The sequence below is a fragment of the Epilithonimonas sp. UC225_85 genome, assembly GCF_042695135.1.
In the GTDB taxonomy this organism is placed as follows: Bacteria; Bacteroidota; Bacteroidia; order Flavobacteriales; family Weeksellaceae; genus Epilithonimonas.
On record NZ_CP170547.1, the window covers coordinates 768,148 to 784,049 of the forward strand.

Genomic DNA, 15,902 nt, shown 5'->3' on the forward strand with positions numbered 1-15,902 from the left:
ATACAATATTAGACTCATGGTATTTGATATTGTTACATTAACTTTAATCGCAAAATTATTTTAAGTTGATAAATCTCTGTTCTTTACAAAAACTTTGCGATAAATTCCGAAGTCATATATTATAACCTGTTCTTCTCCTCAAAATTGATATTCTTTTTATTAATTTGTTTTTTCTTGTTCCCAAAAGTATAGTTCACGCTCAATCGGAAACTTCTCCCATCCCAGTAATTATTAAAATGCTGGCTGTTATCTTCAAAATACATATCGCCTTTGTATCTTTTGGCAAAAATATTTGTCACCGTTGCATTGATTTGAAGCTGTTTTTCCATCAAAGAGATCTTGATTCCGGAAGTCATCTCATAGAAACTATGGAACCTGTAATTCACATTCTTGTATGGCAGATCGTGGTTATAATTAAGGAATAATGAAACCGTTTTATTTTTGTTCAGCATAAAAGTATTATTGATCGAATAGCTGAAAGACTGTCCGTTTTGAGTTTCTGCATCAATATTAAAAACTTCCGAAGTCTGATAAGCGGCATTCGCAGAAATACTCGTTTCCCAGAATTTGAAAAAAGTATCAGTATAAGACAAATTAACACCATAAGAATCATTATTGTAATAATTCAGGTAAGTTCCGATTTGAGAAATTCCGTCCAGATAAGCAATTTGCCCGAATGCATTTTTCATTTTCAGATAATAAATACTTGCAGAAAACTTGTTGTCATAAGTGTAGCCCAATTCCCAGTTATTCATGTAAGCTGGCGTCAGCAAAGGATTTCCGGAGGAATAAGAATACGGATTTTCGTACCAGCGGAAAGGGTTTAAGTTGCTCATACTAGGGCGGTTGATTCTTCTGGAATATGAAAAGCTGAATGCGTTTTTATCCTTTTTATAAGAAACATAAGCTGAAGGAAACCATTGTCCGTAATTGTATTTGTTGCCGGAATTATCACTTGGCGTATGGCTTTCCGCAGATGTTTTTTCATAACGAAGTCCCACTTTCGTTTCCCAGTTTTCTCCGAAATTCTTTGCGAAACTGGCATAAGCAGCATAATTTTCTTCCCGATATTCGAAGAGATTGGCCTTTGACAGATCTTCCAGATATTGATTGTCTTCCAGTTTGAAATATTTCAGATCTGATGAATTTTTAAACTGATTAAATTTCGCACCGGTTTCAATTTTTCCAAATAAAAATGGAAGTTCCAGATCAGCCTGAGCAGAGAAAACCTGAGGCGTGATTTTGGACAAAGTCTTCACATTCTGTAAGGAATTATCAGAAAGTGCTAAAGTGGAAAAATTAACTTCCGTGTCGTTATTGTTTTTATAGAAATTGCCGGAAATGCTCAGCTTTTTCCCAAGCGAATCCAGTTTCAAATCGTAATACGTACTGAAAGTATGTGTCGGGAGCTTCTCTCTGTGAAAAGTATTGGTCAGCAGGTTTTCTTCCTTAAGGTCAGAACTGATATTTTTGGTTTTGTTTACAATGTCCATTCCGGATTTCTGATTGGCGAAGATATATTCCATTCCGACTTCAGAATTTTTATTGATTTTATATGAAAGACTAAGGTTTGGCGTCAGCTCTTTCCACATATCTTTTCGTACAGAATTGCTGTAGTTTTGGGAAGCACCGAGAATTGTATATCTTTCCGAAGAACGTTTGGCAGAGTCGTAATAAGTCATTTTCAGACTGCTGCTGAATTTTTCTGTCTGATAATTAAGCGTCGCATTATTTCCAAAACCGGAATAACTTCTTTGAATAAGATTAGAATTAATATTTCCGCTGAATCCAAGATTCGGATTTTTCTTCAGAATAATATTGATGAGTCCGCTGTTTCCCTGAGCTTCATATTTTGCCGGAGGCGTTGTAATGACTTCGATTTTCGAGATATTTTCCGAGCGTATTGTTTTCAGATAGTTCAAAAGTGCAGTTCCGGATATGTTCAGCATTCTGCCGTTGATCATTACGTTTACAGTACTTTTTCCTGTGATAGAAATTGTGCCAAGATTCTCATCCACTTTCAGCATCGGAACATTTGCCAGAGTTTCGCCTGCATCCATTCCTTGTGAAGCGATTGATGCATCTACATTGAAGATTAATCTGTCGGCTTTTCTTTCAAGCAGTTTTTTCTTCACTAATATATTGACTTGTTCAATTTCCTTCAAACTGTCTTTTTTGGTTTGGGCAAAAGTGGCTGTCGAGAAAAGTGTGGCGATAATTAGATATTTCAGTTTCATAAGTTTATTTTAATAGTTGTAAAAAATCTTAATGCAAATGTATTTTCAAAGTCTTTCCCTTGAAATAGTGTTTAGATTTGATGAGGTTTTAATCCGACCAAATTATTTTCATCGGTAAAAAACGGGCGTTCATAGATTTTGATGTTCTGGATGTTTTTGCTGTGCCTATTTTTGGAATATGAAAAAAGTAACTCTCATTTTGATTTTAATATCAATCATGTCCTGCATAGGAACACATCGGGTAGATGTCTGGAAAACGGTGACAATAGCGCCGGGAGATAGTATTATTTTACAAAAGCTAAAAGCGCCGGCAACTTTAGAAATTAAAAATCTTTCTCACGAAACGGTAAATCTGGTTTCGGAACTGAATATGCCGAAAACAATCATCGCAAATTCTCAACTCAATTATAGATTACCAAAAAAGAGCAGATTGATAATGGAAAATCCAAATTCAGATTCGGTTTCAATACATTTGCATTATTTTTCTTCAAGACCTATTTTAATTAACAACAAAGAATTACGATGAAAAAGAAACAAATCATCTGGCTTCAAATCATTTACTGGAGTCTCAATTTTTTTGGAACTGTCATTACCCCTTTATATTTTCTGGGCAGAGGAGATGATTTGCAGGGTAAAGTTTTAAGTCTTACTTTTTTTCTTGCAGGTATCAGCACCTTTTATATTTGTTATCTGGTGATTATCCCGAAAGTTTTCAGACCCGAAAAAGTTTATACGGTAATTATTTCTTTTTTCCTGTCGATTCTTTGCTTTGCTACATTAAGATATCTGATGGAGGAAGTTTTGCTGCCGGCCACTTTTGGATTTAGAAATTATGGGCAGGGAACAACTTTGGCTTATTACTTTTTTGATAACATATATTATGGATGTATCAATGTATTCATCGCAGGAATATTGTGGCTTTTGGAAAAATTCGGCGTTATTGAAACTGAAAGGCAAAAGCTGGAGCAGGAAAGAAATCAGGCGAGAATCCAGGCTTTGAAGACGCAGATCAATCCGCATTTTATTTTCAATACACTCAACAATATCTATTCTCTTGTTTATCAGAAATCGGAAAAAGCTTTGCCCGCGATTGAAGAACTGAGTCAGCTGTTAAGATACAGTACCAAGGATTTAGAAAAAGATTTTATCCCGCTGGAAAAAGAAATTGGCTATCTGGAAAGCCTTATAGAACTGGAAAAACTCAGACTCAAAAATCCGGAATTACTTATCGTTGAAAAAAAAATTAGTAATCAAAACCTGAATATTTCGCCAATGCTGCTGATTCCGTTTGTGGAAAATGCTTTCAAACATGCAGATTTCAATGGGAAAGGCTTTGTTTTGAATATTTCTGATGACAATCAAACTTTAAAATTCCATCTTCAGAACTTTAAAAAAATAAGGTCCAAAGATTCTCTATCCGGAATTGGAATCGATAATGTGAAAAAAAGGCTGGAAATCCTTTATCCAAAAAAACACGAACTGAACATCAGCGAAACTGAAACCGAATATTCTGTAGATTTGAAAATTGATTTGAAATAAATGAGAAAGATAAAATGCATTGTTGTAGATGACGAACCTTTGGCAATCCAGCTTTTGGAAAATTATATTCTGAAAATCCCCTTTCTGGAATTGGTTTTTTCTTCCGATAATCCGATTCTGGCTTTAGAATTTATTCAGAAAAACGAAGCGGATCTCATCTTTCTGGATATCCAAATGCCGGAATTGTCGGGCATCAATTTTATGAAAATCGCAGGTGACAAATTCAAATATATTCTCACAACAGCTTATTCGGAATATGCGCTCGAAGGTTACGAACACAACGTCATCGATTATCTTCTGAAACCAATTTCCTTTGACCGGTTCAACAAAAGTATTCTGAAGGCTCAGGAAAGATTTCCTTCAAAGGAAGATTCAGAGATTTCTTATTTCTTCGTAAAGTCTTCCGGACGGCAGCACCGTATTAATTTCAGTGATATTCTTTATATAGAAAGCATCAAAGATTATGTCAATATCAAAACCGAAAATCAGGAATATATCGTTCTCGACACTTTAAAATCTCTGGAGAATCAATTGCCGGAAAACTTTGTCAGAGTTCACAAATCTTTCATTATTAATATTGATAAAATTGAAAAGATTGATGTGAAGAATATTTTCCTTAATTCTGGGAAAGAAATCCCGGTTGGCGAAACATACAAATCTGAGTTTCTCCTGAAGCTGAAATAAAGTAGATTTTAAGTTTTAATTATTTTTTTAATTAACAGAATAATTTTCTCGGTGATCAGGCAGATTTATTTTAATTGTTTGATCTGCAAATCTTTCAAATCTGCGGGAATTTTTAAAACATTATAAATAATTTTATAAAACTTTAAAGTAAAAAATTACGAGTGTCGTCATATTCATATGAACTCGCTATCTTTACAGCAAATGACCGAAACCAAATCTGTCTCTATCACAGAGGTCGTAAAAAATTACGGCTCTCAGCTCTTGCGCTTTATCAATTCTAAAGTGGCAAAAACTGAGGATGCCGAAGATATTTTACAGGAAGTATGGTTTCAAACCAGCCGATTGACCAACCTTAATGAGTTGGAAAATGTCGGAGCCTGGCTCTATTCAGTGACAAGAAATAAAATCATCGACAGTTATCGAAAGAAGAAAACAGAATCTCTGGAAGACTTTGTCTATCAGGACGAAGACGGTGAACTAAATGTGAAAGATATTCTCCTTGCAGATGACAGCAACAATCCCGAAATTGCAATGTTCAAAGATATGTTCTGGGACGAGCTGATGAAGGCGCTGGATGAGCTGCCGGAAAAGCAGAAAAGAGTGTATATTCAAAACGAGCTGGAGGATAAAACGCTGCAGGAAATTGCGGACGAAGAGGGCGAAAACATAAAAACAATTATCAGCAGAAAATCATACGCGGTAAAACATCTGCGAAAAAGAATGCAGAGACTTTACAACGACTTGAAAAATTAATATAAAAATCATGAACAAACATAAAAAGAAATTTTGGTTAGCATTCCCCTGCATCATTGCTGCAATCGGATTGTTTATTTGGTTTTTCCAATGGCTTTGGAATATTGTTTTGCCTGATGTTTTAGATGTAAAAGCGATTACTTACTGGCAATCGCTTGGGATTTTATTAATATCAAAAATACTATTCGGAGGATTGGCCAATGCCAAAGAGAAATTCAAAAGAAAAAATAATTGGGGTAATGACGACCGTGAAATGTGGAAACAGAAACTCGAATCCAGATTTTGCGGAACGGATGAAGAAAGAGAAAAAATGAAGGAAATGTGGAAACAGAGATTTGAGTCAAAGTTTTGCAGACAAGAACCTCAACCTGGCGAAAATAAAATATAAATTAAGAACGCTTCACAACTTGTGAAGCGTTTTTTTTGGCTATTATTCAAAATTTGTAAAAAATATTTAAAATATTTAAAGTAAATTAAAATTGTATGCGTCTTCGTATAAAAAGGCGCTAAAATATTATATAAAAAGCCTTTAAGTATTAATATTAAATTTAGAAATAATGAAAAACAAAATGCAGTTTATATTGCCAAAATTATTAGGACTTACAGTCGTTGCAGGTATCGCAGTTTTTGTCTTGGGTATGATCTTCAAAATTCTTTTAGCAGGTTTGGTGTTAGCCGGAGTCGGAACTTTAGTTGCCAAAATGATTGGTAAGAAACAAAGAAGAATGTTACCGTATGAAAATTACAGAGAGGATTTCATCCCTTCAAAAAGAAGATATGAAAGACCAGTAAACGCGGGTTTTCCACAAATGAAAACAGAAAACTTAGCCATTATCCCAATTAACTAATCAAAAAATTTAAAACAATGTTTCAACAAGACAATAAAACAAGACAAGACCATTTCAATCAGAAATTCGACAAATGCGGCAACAACTTCGAGAGAGGTTTCGGAAGAAAATTCAAAGAGCATTTTATGACCAGCAATCATCCTCTAAAAGAGATTTTTGCACAGAAAATAAGCACTCACAAACCGGTGAATATTTCCGAAAATGAGGATTCTTTTACTCTCCAGCTTTTCGCTGCAGGATTGGACAAAACACTTTTCAAACTTGCAGTAAAAGATAATGTGCTTACGGTTTCTTATACTGAAAAAGAAGAAAGCAAAGATGTCAAATTTATCTATCAGGAGTTTTACGCCAAGTCATTTGAACGCAGTTTTCAGCTGACAGAAAAAGTATTAGCAGACAACATCTCCGCCGCTTATGAAGACGGAATCCTGAAAGTGACTTTGCCAAAAAATCCGGAGAAAAATAAACCGGAACAGAAAGTTGATGTCAATTAATAAACTTCAATAAAACTCGGTTTTTTGAAATCGAACAAAGAAAAACGCCTCACAAATCTGTGAGGCGTTTCTGTTATTTAGAACTAAGAATTCTGAGCTTCTTTTTCCATTAGTTTGATGAGGTTAAGGGCAGATCCTGCTTTGAACCAACCAATTTGTCCTGCATTGTAAGTGTGGTTTGTAAGGATAACATCTTTAGTCCCATCTGCGTGAACAAACTCCAGAGATAATTGTTTACCCGGTGCAAATTGGTCAAGATCCGGAAAATTAATCGTATCATCTTCCTGAATTTTATCGTAATCTTCTTTATTTGCAAAGGTAATTCCCAGCATACCTTGTTTTTTAAGGTTTGTCTCGTGGATACGAGCGAAAGATTTTACCAAAACTGCTCTTACTCCAAGATGTCTCGGCTCCATCGCAGCATGTTCTCTGGAAGAACCTTCACCATAATTTTCATCACCAACGACTATTGTAGGAATACCGGCAGCTTTGTATTGTCTTGCAGAATCTGGAACCGGTTTATGTTGTCCGTCCAATTCATTTTTAACATTATTGGTTTCCATATTGAAAGCATTAACAGCACCAATCAACATATTGTTGGAGATATTATCAAGGTGTCCTCTGTATTTCAACCATGGTCCAGCCATAGAAATATGATCGGTTGTACATTTACCGTAAGCTTTAATCAGAAGTTTTGCTCCTGTAATATTTTTACCGTCCCAAGGTGCAAATGGTTCTAATAACTGCAGTCTGTCCGATGTCGGAGATACCACAACTTCTACTTTTGAGCCATCTTCAGCTGGAGCAATATAGCCGGGATCGTCCACATCAAATCCAAGTTTTGGAAGTTCATCACCATTTGGTTCGTCAAGAAGAACCATTTCGCCATTTTTATTTAAAAGCTTATCTGTTAAAGGATTGAAGGTCAGATCTCCCGCAATTGCCAAAGCGGTTACCAATTCCGGTGAACCTACAAAAGCATAAGTGTTTGGATTTCCATCCGCTCTTTTTGAGAAGTTTCTGTTGAAGGAGTGAACGATGGTGTTTTTCTCCTGTCTCTCAGCACCTTCACGAGCCCATTGTCCGATACACGGTCCGCAGGCATTTGCGAAAACTTTACCGCCTATTTCGTCAAAGGTTTTCAGGAATCCGTCTCTTTCGACCGTGAATCTTACCTGTTCAGAACCAGGTGTGATGGTGTATTCTGATTTTACTTCCAGGTTTTTTTCTTTGGCTTGTTTCGCAACGGAAGCTGCTCTTGCGATATCTTCATAAGAAGAGTTGGTGCAAGAACCGATCAATCCAACTTCTATTTTTGTTGGCCAGCCGTTTTTCTCGGCAATTTCTTTCATTTGAGAAATTGGCGTTGCCAAATCCGGAGTGAAAGGCCCGTTAAGATAAGGTTCCAAAGTATCAAGATTGATCTCGATCACTTCATCATAATATTTTTGAGGTTCTGCGTGTACCTCCGGATCTGCTTTCAAAACGTGAGCTATCGCATCGGCTGCATTGGCAAGATCTTCTCTGTCTGTTGAGCGAAGGTATTTGCTCATATTATTGTCATAAGCGAAGATTGAAGTTGTAGCTCCAACTTCTGCGCCCATATTACAGATTGTACCTTTTCCTGTACAGGAAAGTGATTCTGCACCTTCTCCGAAATATTCTACGATAGCTCCGGTTCCGCCTTTTACAGTAAGTATTCCGGCAACTTTAAGGATCACATCTTTTGCAGCAGTCCAACCGTTTAATCTTCCGGTTAACTTTACGCCAATCATTTTTGGGAATTTAAGTTCCCACGCCATTCCTGCCATTACGTCCACTGCATCTGCTCCACCAACACCGATGGCAACCATTCCAAGTCCGCCTGCATTCACAGTATGGGAATCGGTTCCGATCATCATTCCGCCAGGGAAAGCATAATTTTCCAATACAACCTGATGAATAATTCCTGCTCCTGCTTTCCAGAATCCAATGCCATATTTGGTAGAAACCGATTGAAGGAACTGATATACCTCGTTGTTTTTATTCTCGGCTTCAATCAAATCTTTTGCTGCGCCGACTCTGGCCTGGATCAGGTGATCTGCGTGAACCGTCGAAGGAACAGCTACCGTTTTCTTACCCGCCTGCATAAATTGTAAAAGCGCCATTTGTGCTGTTGCATCCTGCATGGCAACTCTGTCCGGCGCAAAATCCACATAAGATTCTCCACGTTTGAAAGATTCTTTTACCTGCTTCGGATCCAAATGGGCGCAAAGAATTTTTTCGGAATAAGTAAGAGGTCTTCCCATAAAAGCTCTTGCTTCGTTCACTCTGGTTTCGAAATCAGAATAAACCTTTTTTATCATATCCAAGTCAAAAGTCATATCTCGATTTTATTTTTATTATTTGTTAATTAGATTTTCCTTGATTTAATGGGGAAAATTTCTTCTAATGCTATTCATCAAATTTTGTTCCTCCAGCCTCTAAAACAAAATAAATATGACGAATGATTACCATATTTTACAACTATCAAGTTAAGAAAAATTTGGGTCTCGCATTTTAAATTTAAATTAAAATAATTTTCATCAGTTTAATATGGAAATGTTCTAAACAAAAAATGAAAGATCCTGAATCCATATGGACCAAGATCTTTCAATTATATATTTTTAAAATAGTCTTTTGACTGCCTTATCGGTAAATTCTATTAATGACCAACTGCAACCAATTCCTTAATCGGTGGCGCAAATTTAGTCAAGTCAATACCTTCAACTGCCGTTTTGTACTCTTCAATATTAGGAATTCTTCCCATAATTGCAGAAAGGACAACAACCGGCGTAGAAGCCAGTAAAGATTCACCTTTTTTACGTTCAGAATCTTCAACCACTCTTCCTTGGAAAAGTCGGGTAGAAGTCGCTAAAACAGTATCTCCTTTTTCCGCTTTTTCCTGATTTCCCATACAAAGGTTACAACCTGGACGTTCGAGATACATCATATTTTCATACTCTGTACGAGCAGCACCTTTCGGAGCATTGTCATTAAACTCGAAACCGGAATATTTTTCGAGCAATTCCCAATCGCCTTCTGCTTTTAGTTCATCGATAATGTTGTAAGTTGGAGCAGCAACAACCAAAGGAGCACTGAATTCCACTTTACCATTTTGTTTTTCGATATTTCTCAACATTTGAGAAACTATTTTCAAATCGCCTTTGTGAACCATACAAGATCCAACGAAACCTAGGTCTACTTTTTTGTTACCTCCGTAGAAAGTAAGGTCTCTGATGGTGTCGTGTGTATATCTTTTGGAAACATCTTCGTTGTTTACATCCGGATCGGCAATCATCGGTTCTGAGATTGCATCAAGATCAACTACAACTTCTGCATAATAGCTTGCATTAGAATCTGGTGTCAAAGCTGGTTTTTCGCCGGATTTAATTTCAGTGATTCTCTTGTTTGCTTTATTAATTAAGCCTTGAAGAACGTTAAGATGATTATCCATTCCTTTGTCGATCATAATCTGGATTCTGCCTTTCGCAATTTCCAGAGATTCGATCAAAGTATCGTCCTCGGAAATACAGATTGAAGCTTTTGCTTTCATCTCTGCAGTCCAGTCGGTAAATGTAAATGCCTGATCCGCAGGAAGTGTTCCGATGTGAACCTCGATTATTCTACCTTGGAAAACATTTTCTCCTCCAAATTGCTGAAGCATCTGCAATTGAGTTGCGTGAACCACATCACGGAAATCCATGTGAGGTTTCATATCACCTTTGAAAGTTACTTTTACAGATTCCGGGATTGGCATAGATGCTTCTCCAGTTGCCAATGCAAGAGCAACAGTTCCTGAGTCAGCACCGAAAGCTACACCTTTGGACATTCTCGTGTGAGAATCTCCTCCAATGATGATGGCCCATTCGTCAACCGTAATGTCATTAAGAACTTTGTGAATAACGTCTGTCATGGCGTGGTATTCGCCTTTCGGGTCACGTGCTGTGATCAATCCGAAATCGTTCATAAATTTCATCAATCTTGGAATATTAGCCTGCGCTTTTTTATCCCAAACAGATGCAGTGTGACAACCGGATTGGTAAGCACCGTCAACGATTGGCGAAATAACTGTCGCTGCCATAGATTCCAATTCCTGAGCAGTCATCAAACCGGTTGTGTCCTGAGAACCAACAATATTAACTTCTACACGAACGTCTGAACCAGCGTGTAACACTTTTCCTGGAGCTAAACCAACAGCATTTTTATTAAATATTTTTTCAACAGCAGTAAGGCCGACACCTTCTTTGGTGATTTCTTTTGATGGGGCATAAACAGTTGGGATTTCAATTCCTAAAAGATTAGAAGCCCAGGTTTGTAGTTTTTTACCAAAAACGATGGCGTAAGAACCACCAGCTTTGATGAATTCCATTTTTTGAGGCGTGAAAGATTTAGAAATATCTTTCAGTTCCTGATCGCCGTTGTATAATTTTTTAGTCTTCGTATTAATAGTAAGAACAGTGCCGGTTGCTACAGAATAAACTTCTTCAAGGATTGGTTCGTTGTTTTCATTTCGGATTACATTTCCGTCAGCATCCAGTTTTTTCACCCAGTTTTGAAGATCTATTCCGATTCCGCCGGTTACGTCAACAGTCGTCAGGAAAATTGGAGAAATTCCGTTTGTTCCGCCAACAATTGGTGCAAAATTCACAAATGGAATATAAGGACTCGCTTGTTTACCTGTCCAAAGCGCTACATTGTTTACGCCGGACATTCTGGATGAACCAACACCCATTGTTCCTTTTTCAGCGATCAGCATGACACTTTTGTCAGGATGTTGTGCCTGCAAAGCTTTGATTTCTTCCTGAGCTTCCGGTGTCATCATACATTTTCCGTGAAGTTCACGGTCAGATCTTGAGTGTGCCTGATTTCCCGGAGACAATAAATCTGTTGAGATATCGCCTTCGCCAGCGATATATGTTACCACTTTGATTTCTTCCGGAGCTTCCGGAAGTTTTGTAAAAAACTCAGCCTGAGCATAACTTTCAACAAGTTCTTTAGCGATTTCGTTTCCGTTGTGAAAAGCTTCTTTCAAACGGTCTGTGTCTGCTTCGTAAAGAAAAACCTGAGTTTTTAGAACTTCTGCAGCTTCTTTTGCGATGTCTTTATCATTTCCTAAAGCAAGGTCTAATAATGCTTTTATTGAAGGGCCGCCTTTCATATGAGATAATAATACGAAAGCGTAAGCCGGAGAAATTTCAACTATTTCGGATTGTCCAAGAATGATTTCCTTTAAAAACTCCGCCTTGACACCGGCAGCACTCGTGGTTCCCGGTAAAACGTTGTAAATAAAAAAGTTAAGAGAGTCTTCCCTGTGTGCATTGTCTGAATCTTTGATCTGCGAAATGATCTCGCTTAATAATTCTGCATTGTCAATAGGCTTCGGATGAAGACCCTGGCTTTTTCTTTCTTCAATCTCTTGGATGTAATCCTGATAAATATTCATAAATAGAAATTCTTTTTTAATTAAATGTAGGTTTATAAAACAGTCGTAATTGATCTGTATGAAGTATAATCCAACATATTTGTTTGTTGCAAGTTGACTTATGTGAAAAGTCTTGGTATTAAGAGTTTATTTCTTTTTAAAACCGCACAAATTTACGAAATTATACGCTTTTAAACGATTAGAATAATTTAGATTCAGAATAAATTACATATATTTTTTCTATATTAATTGTTCGTGTCATATTAATTTTTACATTACAAAACGAATAGTCTTTATGTTATAGTGTTAAAAATCAAAAACTTAATTAAAAATTACCAAAAACAAATTGTCTTTTGTGTGTTTTTTTTGTGCATTATCTGTATTTACTATTTTATAGATCCTTCCAAAAATTCATTTTTTCTGAAGTGTCCGTTGAGGCTGATTACAGGTTACGAATGTGCCGGATGCGGAGTTCAGAGAGCATTTCATGAACTATTGCATTTCAGGCTGTTAGAGGCTTTTAAATATAATCCGCTTTTTGTTATTTTAATTCCGATTTTACTCATTGCAATCCTGATCAGTTTTTCTAAAAATCAAAAACTTAGGCTTAGTCACTTTATGACGAGCAAATTATTTGTTTTTGCTGTGATAATAATAGTTTGTGTATTTTCGGTGTTGAAAAACACAGAATTTTATAAAGATTTTATAACTCATTTATAAAAAGAAAAAACGATGAAAATAATATTTAGCTTAATTTTTATAGGCTGTTTTTTTACAGCTTTTAGTCAGATGAAGGAAGATTATCTGCCTTCATTAATTCCTCAGAAGATCAACGGAAAAGCCGGATATATAGATCAAAATGGGAAAATGGTGATCGCTCCGGAATACCACATCGCAATGTTCTTTTCCGAAGATTGTAATCTTATCAATTCGCCAAATAAAAATGCCAGAATTTTCGGTTCTGCCAATTATGCAACGGTGGAAAAAAACAAGATTTCTTACCGGATCAACAAAAAAGGAAAACGTGTTTATCAGTATAAAAAATCCGACTTAGGAAAATGTTCACAGCCTTATGAGGCTTCGAAGTTTAAAGCCTATAAATTAAACGGAATGTACGGGTTGGTAAGCAAAGAGAATATCAATCCCGGAAATTATAAAGATTTTGATATCTTTCCGGAATATCAGATGCTGTATATTCTGGAAAGCGACAAAGAAAATCCAATGATCGTAGCAGTTAAAGATGATAAATTTGGGGTTATTGACAAGCAGAACAAAATTGTCATTCCTTTTATATACAACGAGATCAAAACAAATTTCTCATGGAAAACTGTCAAGCTTTTTGAAGTTTCCAGAGATGGGGAAGATTATTTTTTTGTCGATAAAAATAATAAAGCCTATTAATTCAAAAAAAATTGTAATTTCGCATTCAGAAATTTAAGGGGTGCTGTAACAGGCTGAGATTATACCCAATGAACCTAGAACAGATAATGCTGTTTAGGGATACATCATTATAATTGATTAATAACAGTTGATAAATGATTTTATCAATTTTTTGTGAAAAATAAGGATCGTTCCATCTTTTATCACTTATCAATTATATCTATAGTCGCCCCTTTTATTCTAAATAAATTTTAACAATCAAAATTATTTAAGAATGAAAGGTTTACTTTTTTTAGGAGTGTTCGTTGCTCCATTCTATTTTTCGCAAACTACAGATTCTGTACAAGTTACAAACATCCAGGCTGTAGAGTTTACTAAGCGAACGCCGGTTGCAAAATCAATCATTAATGTCGAAAAAGATCTGGCGGACAAAAATCTGGGTCAGGATCTTCCGATTCTTTTGAAAAACCAAATGTCGGTAATCTCTACTTCCGATGCCGGAAATGGCGTTGGTTACACGGGATTCAGGATCCGTGGAACTGCCGGAACAAGTATTAATGTAATGATGAACGGTGTTCCTTATAATGATGCCGAATCTCAGGGAACTTTCTTTGTAGACGTTCCGGATTTAACAAGTTCTGCATCTCAAATCGTGATCCAGCGAGGAGTTGGGAGTTCTTCTAATGGCGTTTCGGCTTTTGGTGCAAGTGTGAATGTAATTTCCAAAGATCCATCGGACAGTTTTTCTGTTAAAACGGATGATTCTTACGGCTCATTCAACACTTACAAATATTCTGCTGAGGTCAACTCCGGAAAGTTTTGGAAAAACCGTTTGTCGGTAATGGGAAGATATACTTTCATTCACTCAGATGGCTATATTGACAGAGCATTTTCTGACCTTCATTCCTATAATTTTTCTGCGTTGTTTCAGGAAAAAAATACAGAGCTGAGACTTTTAGCTTTCGGAGGTAAAGAAAAAACATATCAGGCTTGGAACGGAATTGACAAAGCGACCTGGGAAACAAATCCGAGATTCAATTACTCAGGAGCAATATACGATGCGAACTGGGAAAATATCGTTGATTTTTACAAAAACGAAACCGACAATTACAAACAAAATCATTTCCAACTCTTATGGAACCAGAGATTTTCCGATAAATGGAAACTTGAAACAACTGCGCATTATACCAAGGGAAAAGGCTGGTACGAGAATTACAAACAAGGTGATCCTTTTGCAAGATATAATTTACCGAATCAAATAGTTGATGGAGCAGAAGAAGAGTATTCGGATTTCATCAGAAAAAAATGGCTTGATAATGATTTCTACGGTGTGATTTCTACTTTGTACGGGAAATTGGGAAATCTTGATCTTAATGTAGGAGCTGTTGCCAATCAGTATTACGGCAGACATTACGGCAATGTAACCGGTGTTTTCTTTCCGGAAATCAATGAGTCCGAATATTACAGAAATCGTTCTTTGAAAAATGAAATCTCCGGTTTTGTAAAAGCAATTTATAAACTGGATCAATTTGAATTTTTCGGAGATCTGCAACTGAGAAATATAGATTACAATACCAAAATCTTGCAGGAAGGTGATTATGAAGGTGCAAATCTGGACAAAAAATGGACATTCTTCAATCCGAAAGCGGGCATCAGTTATAATATAGAAAATGGTAAAGTTTTCCTTTCCTATGCACACGCTCACCGGGAACCGAATCGAGATGATCTTTTTGCAAATCCTGACACTAAACCGGAAAAGCTTAATGATATAGAGGCTGGCTGGGAACAGCAGTTTGGGAAAGTTGCGGTCACGGCAAATGCTTATTATATGTATTATAAAAACCAGCTGGTTTTGAATGGACAGATCAATAATGTGGGTGAGTTTATCAGAACGAACAGCGGGAAAAGCACAAGAGCAGGGATTGAATTAGGGATTTTGGCAAAACTGACGGACAAATTACAATTATCAGGAAACACGACTTTGAGTTCCAATAAAAACAAGGAATTCATTGCAGAAACAGAAGAAGGACTGGTGAATTATGGTAAAACGGATATCTCATTTTCACCTGATGTGATTGCTAATGGAAATGTTACTTATTCGCCGTTTAAAAATTTCAATCTTGGAATTACAGCTCAATATGTTGGAAAACAATATCTGGATAATTCCGGAAATCAGGTGAACCAGTTGGATTCATATTTTGTTCCGGATTTCAATATGTCCTACAAATTGCCTCTCAAAAAAAATGAAGTTGTTTTAAGATTCTTATTAAATAATTTCACAAATGCTAAATATGTCAATAATGGATACATTTATGGTGATCCGTATTACTTTTCACAAGCAGGAATTAACTTCATTTTTAGTGTTTCTATTAAGATAAATTAAAATTTTAATACTGATAATCAGAAAGTTACATAATTTTAAGGTATATTTAAAATTTTTCTTTGTTAACTTAAAATTAATATTATTTTTACATTTAGTTTATAATATTTTTGTGAAGAGTATTTGAACTAATTTATATAGACC

The 15,902-nt window shown here is 36.1% G+C and carries 13 protein-coding genes and 1 riboswitch; of the genes, 10 read left to right on the forward strand and 3 right to left on the reverse strand.

The window, feature by feature from the left end; genetic code table 11:
• Nucleotides 1–119 precede the first annotated feature (119 nt).
• Nucleotides 120–2,237 (reverse strand): TonB-dependent receptor domain-containing protein, encoded by a 2,118-nt coding sequence (locus ACFJGY_RS03705; RefSeq protein ID WP_379968256.1) that lies wholly within the window; start codon nucleotides 2,235–2,237, stop codon nucleotides 120–122.
• A gap of 178 nt (nucleotides 2,238–2,415) precedes the next feature.
• Between ACFJGY_RS03705 and ACFJGY_RS03710 the strand changes: the two genes are divergently transcribed.
• The 7 genes from ACFJGY_RS03710 (at nucleotide 2,416) to ACFJGY_RS03740 (ending at nucleotide 6,555) form a co-directional block, all read left to right on the forward strand.
• Nucleotides 2,416–2,763, forward strand: a complete 348-nt coding sequence (locus ACFJGY_RS03710) for a hypothetical protein (RefSeq protein WP_379968258.1) — start codon at nucleotides 2,416–2,418, stop codon at nucleotides 2,761–2,763.
• Nucleotides 2,760–3,776, forward strand: coding sequence for a sensor histidine kinase (locus ACFJGY_RS03715; RefSeq protein ID WP_379968260.1), 1,017 nt, complete (start codon nucleotides 2,760–2,762; stop codon nucleotides 3,774–3,776). Before ACFJGY_RS03710 ends, ACFJGY_RS03715 begins: the two co-directional genes overlap by 4 nt.
• Complete coding sequence (locus ACFJGY_RS03720) at nucleotides 3,777–4,460, forward strand: LytR/AlgR family response regulator transcription factor (RefSeq protein ID WP_379968262.1); 684 nt, start codon at nucleotides 3,777–3,779, stop codon at nucleotides 4,458–4,460.
• Nucleotides 4,461–4,661: 201 nt separating this feature from the next.
• Entirely contained in the window at nucleotides 4,662–5,213 is a 552-nt protein-coding gene (locus tag ACFJGY_RS03725) for an RNA polymerase sigma factor (protein ID WP_379968264.1), read from the forward strand.
• Between the two features lie 10 nt (nucleotides 5,214–5,223).
• Complete coding sequence (locus ACFJGY_RS03730) at nucleotides 5,224–5,601, forward strand: hypothetical protein (RefSeq protein ID WP_379968266.1); 378 nt, start codon at nucleotides 5,224–5,226, stop codon at nucleotides 5,599–5,601.
• A gap of 169 nt (nucleotides 5,602–5,770) precedes the next feature.
• Nucleotides 5,771–6,061, forward strand: coding sequence for a hypothetical protein (locus ACFJGY_RS03735; RefSeq protein WP_379968268.1), 291 nt, complete (start codon nucleotides 5,771–5,773; stop codon nucleotides 6,059–6,061).
• Nucleotides 6,062–6,078: 17 nt separating this feature from the next.
• On the forward strand, nucleotides 6,079–6,555 hold the full coding sequence (locus ACFJGY_RS03740; protein ID WP_379968270.1) for an Hsp20/alpha crystallin family protein: 477 nt from the start codon (nucleotides 6,079–6,081) through the stop codon (nucleotides 6,553–6,555).
• Between the two features lie 83 nt (nucleotides 6,556–6,638).
• Here the strand turns inward: ACFJGY_RS03740 and ACFJGY_RS03745 are convergent, their stop codons facing one another.
• Both ACFJGY_RS03745 and ACFJGY_RS03750 read right to left on the reverse strand, forming a co-directional pair.
• Nucleotides 6,639–8,918: an aconitate hydratase gene (locus ACFJGY_RS03745; RefSeq protein ID WP_379968272.1), complete on the reverse strand. Its 2,280-nt coding sequence runs from the start codon at nucleotides 8,916–8,918 to the stop codon at nucleotides 6,639–6,641.
• A 320-nt stretch (nucleotides 8,919–9,238) separates the two neighbouring features.
• Entirely contained in the window at nucleotides 9,239–12,019 is a 2,781-nt protein-coding gene (locus tag ACFJGY_RS03750) for a bifunctional aconitate hydratase 2/2-methylisocitrate dehydratase (protein WP_379968274.1), read from the reverse strand.
• 336 nt (nucleotides 12,020–12,355) lie between these two features.
• Here ACFJGY_RS03750 and ACFJGY_RS03755 point away from each other — a divergent pair, with 336 nt between their 5' ends.
• From ACFJGY_RS03755 to ACFJGY_RS03765, 3 genes are all read left to right on the forward strand, one after another.
• Nucleotides 12,356–12,718, forward strand: a complete 363-nt coding sequence (locus tag ACFJGY_RS03755; protein WP_379970097.1) for a DUF2752 domain-containing protein — start codon at nucleotides 12,356–12,358, stop codon at nucleotides 12,716–12,718.
• A gap of 12 nt (nucleotides 12,719–12,730) precedes the next feature.
• Complete coding sequence (locus tag ACFJGY_RS03760) at nucleotides 12,731–13,399, forward strand: WG repeat-containing protein (RefSeq protein WP_379968276.1); 669 nt, start codon at nucleotides 12,731–12,733, stop codon at nucleotides 13,397–13,399.
• 26 nt (nucleotides 13,400–13,425) lie between these two features.
• Nucleotides 13,426–13,516, forward strand: a riboswitch (TPP riboswitch).
• Nucleotides 13,517–13,652: 136 nt separating this feature from the next.
• The gene (locus tag ACFJGY_RS03765) at nucleotides 13,653–15,761 is read left to right on the forward strand and encodes a TonB-dependent receptor (RefSeq protein ID WP_379968278.1); all 2,109 of its coding nucleotides are present in this window, start codon (nucleotides 13,653–13,655) and stop codon (nucleotides 15,759–15,761) included.
• The last annotated feature ends 141 nt before the right edge of the window (nucleotides 15,762–15,902 follow it).